11 protein-coding genes and 1 pseudogene are annotated in these 14459 nt (G+C 28.9%); 7 read left to right on the top strand and 5 right to left on the bottom strand.

Annotation, left to right across the window (positions count from 1 at the left end):
• Positions 1-334: 334 nt before the first annotated feature.
• From LRR82_RS08840 to LRR82_RS08815, 6 genes are all read left to right on the top strand, one after another.
• Positions 335-1624, top strand: coding sequence for an RNA-binding domain-containing protein (locus tag LRR82_RS08840; protein ID WP_249029063.1), 1290 nt, complete (start codon positions 335-337; stop codon positions 1622-1624).
• Between the two features lie 605 nt (positions 1625-2229).
• Positions 2230-2571: a winged helix-turn-helix transcriptional regulator gene (locus tag LRR82_RS08835; RefSeq protein WP_249029062.1), complete on the top strand. Its 342-nt coding sequence runs from the start codon at positions 2230-2232 to the stop codon at positions 2569-2571.
• A gap of 74 nt (positions 2572-2645) precedes the next feature.
• On the top strand, positions 2646-3140 hold the full coding sequence (locus LRR82_RS08830) for a VOC family protein (protein WP_249029061.1): 495 nt from the start codon (positions 2646-2648) through the stop codon (positions 3138-3140).
• Positions 3141-3572: 432 nt separating this feature from the next.
• Positions 3573-4775 (top strand): ATP-binding protein, encoded by a 1203-nt coding sequence (locus LRR82_RS08825; protein WP_249029060.1) that lies wholly within the window; start codon positions 3573-3575, stop codon positions 4773-4775.
• A gap of 328 nt (positions 4776-5103) precedes the next feature.
• Positions 5104-5226, top strand: coding sequence for an RNA-binding domain-containing protein (locus LRR82_RS08820; protein ID WP_249029059.1), 123 nt, complete (start codon positions 5104-5106; stop codon positions 5224-5226).
• A gap of 674 nt (positions 5227-5900) precedes the next feature.
• Positions 5901-6374, top strand: coding sequence for a DUF6161 domain-containing protein (locus LRR82_RS08815; protein WP_249029058.1), 474 nt, complete (start codon positions 5901-5903; stop codon positions 6372-6374).
• A 259-nt stretch (positions 6375-6633) separates the two neighbouring features.
• Here LRR82_RS08815 and LRR82_RS08810 read toward each other — a convergent pair whose 3' ends face one another.
• From LRR82_RS08810 to LRR82_RS08795, 4 genes and pseudogenes are all read right to left on the bottom strand, one after another.
• Complete coding sequence (locus tag LRR82_RS08810) at positions 6634-7980, bottom strand: ATP-binding protein (RefSeq protein ID WP_249029057.1); 1347 nt, start codon at positions 7978-7980, stop codon at positions 6634-6636.
• Between the two features lie 376 nt (positions 7981-8356).
• A pseudogene (locus tag LRR82_RS08805) lies at positions 8357-9397 on the bottom strand (IS3 family transposase).
• A 339-nt stretch (positions 9398-9736) separates the two neighbouring features.
• Positions 9737-11617 carry a DUF2075 domain-containing protein gene (locus LRR82_RS08800; protein WP_249029056.1) on the bottom strand — a complete coding sequence of 627 codons (1881 nt, stop codon included), beginning with the start codon at positions 11615-11617 and terminating at the stop codon, positions 9737-9739.
• A gap of 11 nt (positions 11618-11628) precedes the next feature.
• Complete coding sequence (locus LRR82_RS08795; RefSeq protein ID WP_249029055.1) at positions 11629-11943, bottom strand: nucleotide pyrophosphohydrolase; 315 nt, start codon at positions 11941-11943, stop codon at positions 11629-11631.
• 477 nt (positions 11944-12420) lie between these two features.
• Here LRR82_RS08795 and LRR82_RS08790 point away from each other — a divergent pair, with 477 nt between their 5' ends.
• Positions 12421-13401, top strand: a complete 981-nt coding sequence (locus LRR82_RS08790; RefSeq protein WP_249029054.1) for a D-isomer specific 2-hydroxyacid dehydrogenase family protein — start codon at positions 12421-12423, stop codon at positions 13399-13401.
• A gap of 434 nt (positions 13402-13835) precedes the next feature.
• On the opposite strand, the gene LRR82_RS08785 is transcribed toward LRR82_RS08790, so the two are convergent.
• Complete coding sequence (locus LRR82_RS08785; protein ID WP_249029053.1) at positions 13836-14105, bottom strand: type II toxin-antitoxin system RelB/DinJ family antitoxin; 270 nt, start codon at positions 14103-14105, stop codon at positions 13836-13838.
• Positions 14106-14459: the final 354 nt, after the last annotated feature.

The raw sequence follows: 14459 nt of genomic DNA, 5'->3' as shown, positions 1-14459 counted from the left end.
TTAGTCTTCATTTTTGGGTGATATACTCAAGATTACGTGTTATATCAGTATGTGCTAGTAAAAAAGCACTATTGTTGTATGACTATAGTTAGGATACTTATAAGATGCAAACACTATAAAAACTCTTATTTTATGTACTTTAGTCATTAACAAAAAGATAATTATAATACTCCAAACAGTTGGATTTATGCATAAACTTAAACTCTCTTAGGAGAGTTTTTTGTTTTAAAAAAGAATGAAAAGGGGATAATTTTATATAAAAAGTTGTATTCTATCACAAAACATGATACTATCAGTGATAGAAAGAGAATAGTGATAGAAAGGAGATAGAAAGATGTTTAAAGAGGGTTATAAAGTAGAGTTAAAAGAAAAATATACACAAGATTTGAAGAAAGAAGTCATTGCATTTATTAACTGTGATGGTGGAACAATATATGAAGGAATTGCTGATAGTGGTGAAGTGGTTGGAATAAATGATGTTGATGAAGTTATGTTAGCGATAACGAATCTTCTTCGTGATAATATCTTACCTGATGCTATGATGTTTATACGTGTGGAATCACTAGTAGAAGAAAATAAAGATATCATCAAAGTAACTGTTGAAGAGGGAACAAGAAAACCTTATTATCTTAAAGATAAGGGAATGAAATCATCAGGTGTCTACGTTAGACAAGGGACATCTTCTGCTCCTGCATCACAAGATGCAATTCGCCAGATGATAAAATTAACAGATGGAGATTCTTTTGAGAATAGTCGTTCTATTGAACAAAATTTACATTTCAATACAATGAATGAAGAAATGAAAAAAAGGAACCTAGAGTTTGGTCAGGTTCAAATGCATAATTTAGGTTTTATCAATAATGATGAAATGTATACAAATCTTGCTTTACTAACATCAGATGAATGTATTCATTCTATTAAACTTGCTGTATTTCAAGGCAATGATAAAAGTGTTTTTATAGATAGAAAAGAATTTAAAGGTTCTATTTTTAAACAATTAAATGATGCATATGCTACACTTGAGTTATATAATAGAACAAGTGCATCATTTGATGGCTTATTAAGAATTGATCAAAAAGATTATCCGGAATTATCATTAAGAGAAGCATTATTAAATGCAATCGTACATCGAGATTATAGTTATAGTGGAGATACTTTTATTAATGTGTATTCCAATAAAATTGAGATTGTTTCTTTAGGAGGCCTTGTTTCTGGGATGTCGATAGAAGCTATTCTTTTAGGTGCATCACAAGCAAGAAATGAAAAATTAGCAGCATTATTTTATAGAATGCAATTAATTGAATCCTATGGTATTGGTGTTGGTAAAATAATGAGTTCTTACAATAAATGCATCAATAAACCAGTATTTGAAAATGCAGATGGTGCATTTAGAGTTACTCTTCCAAATATGAATAATGACACAATAGGTTTATCAAAAACACATAATTTAGTAGTTGAATATTTAAAAAATAACAAATATATCACACGTCTATCAATAGAAGAATTGTTAGATGTTAAAGTAACCAGAGCTAACAGTATTATTGGTGAAATGCTTAAACTAGGTATTATTGTAAAAGTAGGAAATGGAAAAAACACAAAATACATGCTAGCAGATCAGTTATAAACAGTATTTTTCTAATATTTATTAGTGATCTGACAAACCAAAAAGAGTGATGTATGTTTAGATATGTTAGTAATGCGATAAACGCACGCGTGCGTTTATCCGTGCGTTTAAAATAAAACAATCAATGAATATTGAATAACCATTATTGTAATTAGTACGATGTTGTTATGTTGTTCATAATATGCAAATGCTATAAAAATGCTTGTTTTATAACGAATATTTATAACAAAAAGATAGTTATAATACTTCAAACTGTTAGATTTATGCATGAACTTGAACTCTCTTAGGAGAGTTTTTAATTTGTTATCCATCATTGAATGCGTAAGTCTAGTATGATAAAATTTGCATATATAGGGTGTTTATATTAGATGAAGCCTGATTTGTTATGAAACAAGAACGGTATGCAAAATATTTGTAATGGTGCATTTGTAGGATATTGTATGTATAAGTCTATTCACTACTATAACAATACTGATTTATATAGGATATACTAATACTCAAATATATGGTTTGTATACATTGATTGTAGTTGGTATTTGTTTTACAATAAAATATGTTAATAAAAAAGTAAGAACAATTAAAATTTATATAATAAGGAATGTAAGATGAAGATAAAAAAACAATACACTTGTGCATTGCTGTTATCAATGGATTTGCTAGGTGGGAAATGGAAAATGAGGATTTTGTGGCATATCTTAAATGGAGATAATCGTTTTTCTTTACTGCAAAGAGGTATCCCTGATATAACACATAAAATGCTTGTCACACAATTAAAGGAGCTTGAGTTAAGCAATATATTAGTAAGGACTGTGGTATGTGAGAAACCACTTAATGTAGTATATTCACTCTCACCGCGCTACAAAGGACTTATTCCTCTTGTGGAGGGATTTTGTGATTTTTCAAAAGAATATGCTAGTGAAAATGAAATAATGATTGATAATACATAGGTACAAAAAAGTACGTTATTCTCTTAATCTTTATATTACTATATTATTAAAGTATCTCGAAAGGAGGTACGAAAATGAATTATCCAAGAGCATTTTCACACATAGGTTTGTCTGTGTCTAATTTAGAACGGGCGGTTAAGTTTTATAGCGAGGTAATGGGTTGGTATGTTGTAATGGAACCATCAGTTATCAAAGAGGAAAATACTTCTGCAATCGGAATTATGTGCGAGGAAGTATTCGGTAAAGGGCATGGAGATTTCAAAATTGCTCACATGGTCACTTCAAACGCCATTGGAATAGAACTATTTGAGTTTGTGGATAACGATAAAAAAACGCAACCATTTGAATTCAAAAATACAGGTCTTTTCCATTTTTCTGTGCAGGATCCAGATATTGAGGGTATGATTGAAAAAATTGTATCTCATGGTGGTAAACAACGTATGCCTATCAAGGAATACTATCCAAATGAAAAACCATATAAAATGTGTTATGTTGAAGATCCATTTGGTATTGTATTCGAAATTTATACGCATAGCTATGAAGTGACTTATTCTAAGGGTGCTTATTAAAAATATGAACATAATACGATGTAAACTTTGTTTGAGTGCATTTGATTAAGATGCTCGTAAGATGCAAACACTATAAAAACTCTTGTTTTATAACGAATATTTATAACAAAAAGATAGTTATAATACTTCAAACTGTTAGATTTATGCATGAACTTGAACTCTCTTAGGAGAGTTTTTTTATTTATAAATAAAGTTATAGAAGAAGCTAAAGAATATTACAAATAAGATTACTTGATTTATTGTCACGACTTTAAGGGACAGGAATGTTATTGTTGAAATTCTAAAAGCATAACGAAATAAATATATTTTAGCAGTTATAACTGATAAAATATATAAATATACCAATTATCACGGTTATAACTGTTAAAACTATCATATTTGATTGAATAAAACATATAAGTGGTATACTATAATATTAGTGAGGTGATTCTAATGATTGAACGTGAACAGTATTTAAAAAAAATCAGGCCATTTATAAATAAAGATTTGGTAAAAGTATTAACAGGTGTACGTAGAAGTGGGAAGTCAGTTATGTTAAAACTTATACAAGAAGAATTATTAAGACAGGGCGTAAATAAACAACAGTTTATAGAGTTTAACTTTGAAGATATGAGGCATGCTGATATTTTATCAGCAAGCGCATTGCATGATAAAGTAAGTGAATTCATTTTGGATAATAATGATAAAGTATATTTATTCTTTGATGAAATACAGGAAGTAAAGGATTGGGAAAAAGCAATTAATTCTTTTAGGGTGGAATTTGATTGTGATATTTATATTACTGGATCAAATGCAAAGTTACTATCTAGTGAACTTGCAAGTTATTTATCAGGGCGTTATGTTGAATTTGTTATTTATCCTTTTTCCTTAGAAGAGTTTGCAATGAGTTACAATAAACTATTTCCTAATAGTAGTCCTAATGATATTTTTAAACAATACTTAACTATGGGAGGTATGCCGTATCTTAGTAATTTACAATTTGATGTAGAACCAAGTAAGATGTATCTTAAAGATTTATATAGTGCACTAGTGTTAAAAGATGTAGTAAAACGAAATAATATTCGTGATGTAGATTTACTGGAGCGCATTATCGCATATGTTACAACAAACATAGGAACTACCTTTTCTGCAACGAACATTTCAAAATATTTTAAAAATGAAGGGAGAGTTGTTTCTCCAGAAACAGTTTTAAATTATATTAGAGCATGTGAATCTGCTTATTTATTTTATAGGGTGAAAAGAGAAGATATACAAGGTAAAAAGATTCTATCGGTCAATGAGAAGTATTATCTTGTTGATCAGGGATTAAGAGAAGCGGTATTTGGTGGAAATAGGAAAGATATTAATCTTATGTTTGAAAATATTGTGTATGTAGAATTACTACGTAGAGGATATACTATTACGGTTGGTAAAAATGGAACGAAAGAAATTGATTTTATTGCTAGAAAACAAAGTGAAAAAATCTATATTCAAGTAGCATATTTGCTTGCAAGTGAAGAAGTGGTTGAACATGAGTTTTCGGTATTAGAAAGTATATCAGATAATCATCCAAAGTATGTAATATCTTATGATGAATTTGATATGAGTAGAAATGGTATTATTCATCAAAATATAGTAGATTTCTTGCTATGTTAAGAAGACAGGAAACTTTCTTAGGAGAGTTTTTTGTTTTAAAAAAGAATGAAAAATTGTATTCTATCAGTGATAGAAAGAGAATAGTGATAGAAAAGAGATAGAAAGATGTTTATAAAGAATTGAGATAGGTAATTATAAAAGTAATGTTTACATTGCGCACTTTCACACGCGCGCGTTAAAATTATTGAAATAAACACACGCGCGCGTTAGAGTGCGTTTAGTGGGTGTTTTTATGTGAATTATACCTAGCAAGTAGTTATTAAAAATCAAATATCAAAGGGATGTTAAACAACTAAAAGATAATGAGTTTATTGAAGCTATTCTTTTGATGACTAATGCTGAGGGAGGACGATTGTTTTCTGGAGTGGAGGATAAAGGAGAAATTACAGGTGTTCATAAGAATCATGCTGATGAAATTGCTGTACGTCAGTATCTTTTAAAGCCAAAATAATAATAGAAGAAGGAAAATGAACTTGTATAGTATGGATACGTTGTATAATAAAGCATTAGAGAGTATTAAACTAATACTAGAAAGACATTCAAGAGAAATAAGTAAGTTAAAGGGTAGGATGCTGCTTTAATTGAACAAATTATCTATTTAAAAAGTAGAGTCAATAGACTCTACTTTTAGCACTTATTTTAATTAGTATTATTAAACTCTACTTCTTTTTTTCATATCTATTAAGATTAATGCAAGAGCATCAATACTTAATGATGTGAATAGTAATACATTATTAGTATCTCCAGTATCTACTACATCATCAGTATCTGTGTCACCATCAGTGCTATCTACATCCTTAGTCCATGTAGAAGAAAGAACTAAGTCAGAAGTTACTGTTACTTCACTTGTATATACTTCACCATCTTGATCTATCCATCAAATGTGTAACCATCTTTAGTTAGTGTATCTAATGTGACTACAGTTCCATAGTCTACTTTATCTTCTACATCATCAATTGTAACAGTGCAATATTTAGTAAGAATTTCAAATTCTTTAATAGCATATAAAAAAAAGAATGTAATTAGGCAACTGATAGGTTTGATAAAAGAAAGTGTAATTTCTGTGAATGTATAATTCGTAGTAATTATTTCATCTTCTATTTTTTAAAACAAAGGAAATTAAAGTTGGAAGAGCCGGCTAACTTTCTTGATGAAAAATCGAAAGAGTACGAAAAAAGTACAATTCACTGGAGTGTTGCAACGTTAGCCTTGTCGGTTTTATTGATGATGTTGCTAGGTCTTATTTTAACACCGGAGATAACAATAAATGAAACTGTTTTTTCAATAACATTATTTAGTAAAGATATGCCTGTTTACAGTAGTGTCATTTTGCTCTCGATGGTATGTTTAATTATCTATGTTCTTAGAGTTTTTATAAAAATGATAATTTCTTCAAAACATCTTAGCGAAGAATACAAGCAAAAATATGTGTTAACCTATTTTTATTTATCTTTACTAAATGTCGGAAAGATTGATGAAAAGATATCTACAATGATACTGTCGAATCTATTTTCTAAAGCGGATACGGGTTTGATTCAATCTGATGGAAATACTGATTTTGAAGGTTTGTTAGCGACGTTAATTTCTTATAAAAATTGATGGGATAATTAAATTTAACAGCTTATATTTAAAGATTGAAATAATAGTGGAATGCCATATATTGATAAACATTCTATTCAAAAATTTCAAAAAGAAAATAAAATTTAAAAGGACGAAATCTGATATGATACCTCGTCCTTTTATTTATGATCTAACACAAAGTGTATAACTTAGTGCTATAGTTGCTATTTCTATTCATTTTAGAAAGAACAAAGCTCTAAACTTGATAAAGCTCTCTACTCGATTTATATTAGCTATTCTACAAACCATTAAGATCTAATTCTACTTTCATCATGGGAAGTTTCTTTTCTTTTAGAAGATAACACATGTAAATTGGAAGATATGTTACTTTTTCTTTAACATCTACATTTCCTTTGCAAAAAACATATGCCCTATCAATATGATACTCGGGTACATTCAAAAAATCACTCAAAGCCTTATGTGATTTATAGTCGTTCCCAGATTTGACTTCAATTGGAACAATATTACCTTCCATTTCTATTACAAAGTCTAGTTCTCCTATATTTTTCTTTTTACAAAAATATGGATCAAATCCATTTGCAACTAATTGCTGCGCTACAATATTTTCAAAATGTGCACCATTATTTACTTCTCCATTATTATTAATTAACTCAATCTTTGTTTGTGATGGATATTGACTAGTCAATAATCCTATATCACTGGAAAAGAGTCTGAACACGTTACTCTTCTTGCTTGCTAAAAGTGGAATAATTGGTACATCAACATTATAAACTGGCAAAGCCACACCTGCATCTTTTAACCATAAAAAGCTATTTTCATATCTGTTAAACTTAAGTTCTTTGTCTAACATAGTGAAAACGAATTTCTTATTCTGCTTGTTTAGCTCCGCTGGAATAATATCATATATAGATTTCAACCTAAGTTTTTTATCCTCCAGTTCATATTGTGTAAAATCTTCTTTGTAAAGTAAGACGATATCATGTTGTACTTTATCAACATCCCTAATATCTTTTGTATCAATATAAGTTTTTACAGCCTCCGGCATTCCACCAACAATAAGGTATATAAAAAATAGGGATAAAAGTTTTTGGTGAATGAAGTCATCTACAGGGCTTTTTGTTTCAAACTTTTCTTTTAACATCTCGATTGTCATGTTTGATATATTATTTGCTAGCATAAATTCTTCAAAATCCATAGGATACATCCTTAGAATAGATAAGTATCCAACAGGAGCTGATGCTATTCCTTTCAGATCAACTCCTAATAATGAGCCACTCAGTATATATTTATAACTACCTTCATCCACAAGGAATTTAATTTTTGTGACTATTTCAGGGCATTTTTGAACCTCGTCAAAAAATATTACTGTTTCTTTTGGTTTACAGTTCTCTGGCATAATCATTTTTAACTTAATTAGAAATTCCTCTGCACTTATGTTGACATTTAAATACTCAACCATATTAGGTTGATCAATAAAATTCACTTCGAACTTTATATAACTACTTTTTTCAATCTCATCACGTATTAACCAAGTTTTACCTATTTGTCTTGCTCCTGTTACTAATAAAGCTTTATTTGATTTTTCAAGCCAATCTTTAATCATAAGGGAATCTTTTCTATACATATATTTATACCTCCAACTATACAATATATTATTTGCCCCGTTTTTTCAATACTGTATTCTTTATATTGCCCCGTTTTTAGTAATAATATGTATGGTATTGTCCCGTATTTCTATTTGTTGTCTCCTGTTTCTTAATTACAGATCATAATGTAGGAGATATTTTGATGTTGTACAAGATATACTAAAGATAAAACAGTATTAGTAATAACACATAGAATGCGTATTATTGCTAGAGCGATAAGATCGTTTTGTTAAAACAAGGACAAGTTTATCAAGTGGGGAAAAATGATGAACTTATAATAGAATAGTCTGCTTATAAGAAGATGATTGATTTTCAAAACTCAAGTTGGATTGTCAATACTTTTTCGGACAGTTTTTATAAGGACATTTGGCGATATTCTACAGGTGTCATGTAATTTAATGATCCATGAATTCTAATATTGTTGAACCAGTTAATATAATCGAACAATTCAAGTTCCAGTTCTTCAAAACTATTGAATACACGATTGAAAGCAAATTCCGTCTTGAATACTTTGTACGTAGCCTCTGCTACTGCATTATCATACGGACATCCCTTAGCACTTAATGAACGTTCAATATTAAACACTGTTAATATTTCATCTATGATTTTATTTTTAAATTCACTGCCCCTGTCCGACTGAAATATTTTAATATCATTGATATCTCTATTAACTGTAGTAAATGCTTTTTTCACTAAATCTGCTGTCTTATGTTTCTCACAGGAATATCCTATAATCTCTCTGTTATAAAGTAGACATACATAATTCCACTTGCCTAAAACATTTACATAGGTTAAATCACTCACTACTACGTCAAGACTTTTTTCTCTATCAAACTCTCGATTGACAACATTATCAATAAGGTCATTATTACATGTTGTTTTAGTTACTTTATACTGTTTTAGATACTAACCCTAATTCATTCATAATACGACGAATACGACGTCTACTCACAACTAAATCAATTTTAGATAACTCTATTTTTATCTTTCTAGCACCATAGTTGTTTCTACTTTGTTGAAATATATTTTTAATATTATTTGAAATTTCAATATCTTCATCTCTTTTAACAGGATGATAATAAACACTTGATCTAGCTATGTTTAAAAATCTACACATGGCGCTAATACTGCACTTATGTTTGTTCGCTAATATAACTTTTATTTTCGTCCCATTATCAGCGCCGCTTGCTTTAAAATATCATTTTCCATTTCTAATTGTTTATTACGTTTTCTTAATTCAGCTAGTTCTTTTTGTTCAATAGATAAATTATCTTTTTCTTTCAATGAACCAGTTGATTCAGATTACCTAATCCACTTAGCAAAAGCGGAAGGTGTTAGATCGTATTCACGGATAATATATGCTCTTGGTTTGCCACCGTGATACAAATCAACCATTTGTTTTTTAAATGCAGTTGTAAAAATACGTCTTTCTCTTCTCGTTCTATAGCCTCCTTTTCAGTTATTATTAATAATACTCGTTCTTATAATAACTGTCTAGTTTATTGTAACCTATCCATAAATCGAAAAAAATGTGCAAGATTATTTAAGAGACGAATGTTTATTGTTATGAAGAGCTAAAGCAGGCGATAGAAAAAAATATATTATCATTATAATCATTGTGGAATTAAGCAAGAACTGTCTTGGATGAATTTGATTGAATATAGAATTGCTCGGACAGTATTAAAAAGAAGTAGTAAAACACTACTTCTTCGAAAGTCTAATTTTTTAGGGTCTCTACAAATTATAGGTGCCTGTAATTCTTTCCCTAAAATAATTAGCTAATGCTTTATCAGTACAATACAAATAACATCCTTTCATACCTCTAGTCATTAAAGTACGATAAGTGTTCTTGATAATTTCATCAGCTATTTCTAAGGCTTTTTTCTCATTTTCTTTCTTTAACTTTTTAAGTCCTTTAATAGATTGGTCTGTTTTCGCACGTTTAGTAAAATCAGTAACAATTTTATCATTCTCATAACGTAAGTCATCACCAATAATAACACCAACATAATCAAATTCTAATCCTTGGCTAGTATGAATACATCCAATCTCTTCTATCGAACTTTCATCAATAGCCCATGTAGTAGAATTACCTAAATTCCAACTTATAGAAAAATCATCAATAACAATATCATGTACTCTACTATCATTTTTACCTGAAGAAATCCAATCCCAACAATAACCAGCAACCATTCTAGAACGATTATTTATATCGTTTTTTTCATTTATTAATAATTGTAAATCTTTAGGATTATCTACTACTTGAAAATCATATTTAATATCTTCTAAATCATAGTTTGCTGTTTCTTTTATTTCAAGAACATTATCTAACCAAGATAAATAACCATCAGATCCATTACATCTAAATTGACTTGCTAAATCTACTACACTAACATTAGCGTTTAATTCTTTTGCATAATTCTTAATTATTTGAGTAGATCCAATATCTTTAAATGTTACTTTTTGATTTTCATCAATAAAGAATATCGAATATCTAGAAGCATTAATAATTTCTTTTACTTGATTTTCACCTAAATTAGAAAACATACCAGATTTAGCATTTAAGCGATGAGCTTCATCAACAATTAAACAGTCTAGTTCATTTGATTCGGAGTTAACAAAAACACCAGAACCCTGAAATAAATTGTCGATATGTTTTTGTTTAAAAGTCCCTTTTAATTTCTTACTAAAAACTTCTCTAGGAGCACTATTCTTTGTTACATAGAAGCTTGTCATATTTCTTTTCGTGAATTCTACTAGTAGGTTTACTGCTAGAACAGACTTACCAGTACCAGGACCTCCTTGTACTATTAAAACTTTCTTTTCTTCGTTATTAATAGTATTGTTTGCTTCAAGAATTGCTTGTTCATAGATGACCTTTTGGTCATCTATCATATGAAATTCTTTATTACCTGTTAGCATCTTTGATAGTGAATCTTGTAATCTTTTAGAAGGTTTAATTCTACCATTTTCTATTTTATAAAGGAGTTCACGATCATCTCCTTCTACAATATATTTTTTAATAAATTTTCTAAGTTTTTTAAAGTCTTTACTACCAAATAAAGGAGCTTCATCAATATATTCTTTGTATTGATTATCTAAGATAGGATCATTATCATTTAAATCATAATTATGAAGAAAAGCACAAGGATACAAACCTATATTTTCTTGATGTACTGTTTCATTAAAATCTCTAATTAGATTAGCGTATGTCATAGCTTGATAAGATGGGTGAGTAACTTCTCTTATCGCACCACCTGTATAGGTAGATACAATACCATCTTTATCTTTAACGGCAGTAACGGTTTCCCATTGTTTTAATTCTACAATAATAACAGAATCATTCTTTTTATTATCTCTTCCAGAGATAATAAAATCAATTCTCTTAGATGTGGTAGGAATATTAAATTCAATAGCAATACCTGCATTATTAGGTATTTCATTATCATCTAATACACCACGCATATATTGCATAGAGTTTTTCCATGAATTTATTTCTGCTTTACCTACACTTCGATGAAAGAATTCAAAATATTTATCTTTTATTTTAGTAACTATTAAATTAAGATTTACATCATTAATAAAATCAGTTTTTATTCCTTGATATACTAACATAAATTATCTCCTTATAATTTTGTGTATTTATCACTTTTACCAAAGCATTTCTCTACAGGATATTTTGCTTTATTTTTTTCTAGTTTTTCTAATATTATTTCTTTAGGATCTAATCCTAATTTAGAACATAATAATAAACTGTAGTTCATGATATCTGCTAATTCTTCTTTTATTTCTTGTATATCTCCATTACTATTCCATTGATAACATTCTAGTAGTTCTGCTGCTTCAATAGAAATAGACTTTGCTAGATTTTCTGGTGTATGAAACTGATCCCAGTTTCGTTCACTAGTAAACTCTAGTATTTGTTTTGTAACATCTTGCATTTAGTCCCCTCCTGTAAATACATACATCATATATATTTAAAGTATACTATATTTTAAGAGTATTAGAAAGAATAAAGGAGCCTGTTAATCAATAGAAAACGTATTAATGCTAGAGGTAAATTGAAAATGATCTAAGTGATTTAGTATTTGAAAAATTGGGAAAGTAGAATTGTAGTATAGGATACTCATAAGAAGTAAACACTATAGAAACATTATTTCACGCTCACAAACATCACTAGTAATAACTATTATTCCCTTATGTTATGTAGCGTGAGATTATAGAGTTATCAATGTTTTGCAATCATGTTAGAAAATCAATTATATAAGTGCATTATAGGATGATTGTAAATAGTAAACATAATAGTATTTAATTTATACAGTATTCCTAATATAAAGTTGTAGAAACAGGTAAAAAGCGTATAATGATAAAAGGTATGAATAATGTAGATGATAAATGTATAACAAGGAGAAATAAGAATGAAGATATTAGTGTTTGATGTTAGAGAAGAAGAAATTGCTATTTTCCAAGAAGTTACAAAAGAACTTAAAACACATGTTGATATAGTAACATGTGCTTTTAGTGAAGAAACGATAATGAAATGTGTTGGTTATGATGCTATTAGTATTGCTGGTATGAAATCAATAGATAGTGAAGTTTTAGATAAGTTAAAGGAATATGGTATAAAGTATTTAAGTACAAGAACAATAGGTTATGATCATATTGATGTAAAATATGCAAATAAAATAGGTGTTCGTGTTTGTAATGTAGAATACCCACCAGAAAGTGTTGCTGATTTCACAATTATGTTAATACTTTTAGTACTTAGAAAATATAAACAAAGTTTATATCGTCAAAATGTAAATGATTATTCTTTAACAGGATTAAAAGGAAAAACAATAAGAAGTCTTACTGTCGGAGTAATCGGTACAGGAAAGATTGGTAGAACAGTAATGGAATCATTAAGTGGTTTTGGTTGTAAGATCATAGCATATGATATTTATCAAAATCCTGAAGTAGAAAAGATAGCTACTTATGTAGATTTAGATACGCTTTATAAACAATCAGATCTTATTACAATTCATACAATGCTTAGTGTGGATACAGCACAAATGATAAATGAAGATACTATTTCTAAAATGAAAGATGGAGTAATACTCATTAATACTGCACGAGGAGAATTGATGAACTTACAAGCTTTAATAAAAGGAATAGAATCTAAGAAAATAGGTGGATTAGGATTAGATGTATTTGAAGAAGAAAAATATATTTATCATAAAAGCTTAGTAAATGATATACTTTCTAATCGAGATATGGCTTATTTAAGACAATTCCCAAATGTTGTTTTAACACCACATATTGCCTTCTATACTAATGAATCTGTAGAAGCAATGGTAAGAGGCGGTATTGAAGGATTAATTGCAATGGAAAAAGGAAGTTATGTAAAAGAACTATTATAATAATGACTAACTATTTTAAAAGATAACAATCATTTCTTGTTTTGGATAATACAAGAATGCATCGTATATTAAATTAGGAGCAATTATCATTCGATGATATGCTTCTTTTTTGATGTATTAGGCAAGTCATATGTGTAACAATCTGCACATGTCTTTCTGTACATTGATGTAAATAATGATTAAAATATTCGATTAATAATAAATATAAAATGGATATCATTTCTTATTTATCAAAATAGTAATAATCACTTGATGAATTGCTTGTGGATGAAACCAACAACCAACACAAAGCAAGGAAACGCAAGAACGACAAAACACCGTAGATATGAAATCCACGGTGTTTCTTAGGTTTACTTATTCAGTTTTGAAGTTTACTTATATCATATCCACGTTTTTTAACGTTCTTAAAATCTTTTTTAAATGAATTCTGGTATTTAATCGTCAGCATTCAAATCCTCCATAAGTTCTGCAACAGAGGAAAAACCACGACTTAATCCAATACCATTTCTAGCATCTTCAATCGCTTGGATTGTTTCAGGATTGTATGCTCTTGAAACGACAAAAGGTAATTTTTGTTCTCTTACAGCTTGTTTTGCAAAAACAGTAAATGCAGTGGTTAAGTTCATACCTAAATCAGAAAAAAGTTCTTCAGCTTGTTTTTTGAGGTCTGCATCCATTCGAATAGTAATGTTTGTTGTAGCCATATAATCAACTCCTTTTATTATTAGTATATTCATTATAACAATATATATGTGCATTATCAATACAATGCACATATAATTTACATTTTAAGGAAAGAGGAATCAAATAAAAATAACGCAAAATCAAGAAATCAAACCCAAACCAATAAGAACAAATATTGACTTACTGCCACAGCTATTGTAGGCAGTAAGTGAGGGCAAGGATAAAATGCAGATATCACAGCACCTCTCTTACTATCAACAAAAAGAGGCAATCAGAATGATAAGCAATCGTAGATATTATTCCTAAAATCCAATCTAATTACCCTTGTATTGACTTTATATTATAAAGAGAGTATATTGAGTTTGAAACAAGGT

Origin of the sequence: Tannockella kyphosi (genome assembly GCF_021054785.1) — a bacterium.
GTDB lineage: Bacteria > Bacillota_I > Bacilli_A > Erysipelotrichales > Coprobacillaceae > Tannockella > Tannockella kyphosi.
This window is presented reverse-complemented; position numbering and strand designations above follow the sequence as displayed.

Coding starts and splice junctions, on each gene's coding strand:
- LRR82_RS08840 (WP_249029063.1), top strand. CDS start 335: ATGTTTAAAGAGGGTTATAAAGTAGAGTTAAAAGAAAAATATACACAA.
- LRR82_RS08825 (WP_249029060.1), top strand. CDS start 3,573: ATGATTGAACGTGAACAGTATTTAAAAAAAATCAGGCCATTTATAAAT.
- LRR82_RS08820 (WP_249029059.1), top strand. CDS start 5,104: ATGACTAATGCTGAGGGAGGACGATTGTTTTCTGGAGTGGAGGATAAA.
- LRR82_RS08835 (WP_249029062.1), top strand. CDS start 2,230: ATGAAGATAAAAAAACAATACACTTGTGCATTGCTGTTATCAATGGAT.
- LRR82_RS08795 (WP_249029055.1), bottom strand. CDS start 11,943: ATGCAAGATGTTACAAAACAAATACTAGAGTTTACTAGTGAACGAAAC.
- LRR82_RS08790 (WP_249029054.1), top strand. CDS start 12,421: ATGAAGATATTAGTGTTTGATGTTAGAGAAGAAGAAATTGCTATTTTC.
- LRR82_RS08810 (WP_249029057.1), bottom strand. CDS start 7,980: ATGTATAGAAAAGATTCCCTTATGATTAAAGATTGGCTTGAAAAATCA.
- LRR82_RS08800 (WP_249029056.1), bottom strand. CDS start 11,617: ATGTTAGTATATCAAGGAATAAAAACTGATTTTATTAATGATGTAAAT.
- LRR82_RS08785 (WP_249029053.1), bottom strand. CDS start 14,105: ATGGCTACAACAAACATTACTATTCGAATGGATGCAGACCTCAAAAAA.
- LRR82_RS08830 (WP_249029061.1), top strand. CDS start 2,646: ATGAATTATCCAAGAGCATTTTCACACATAGGTTTGTCTGTGTCTAAT.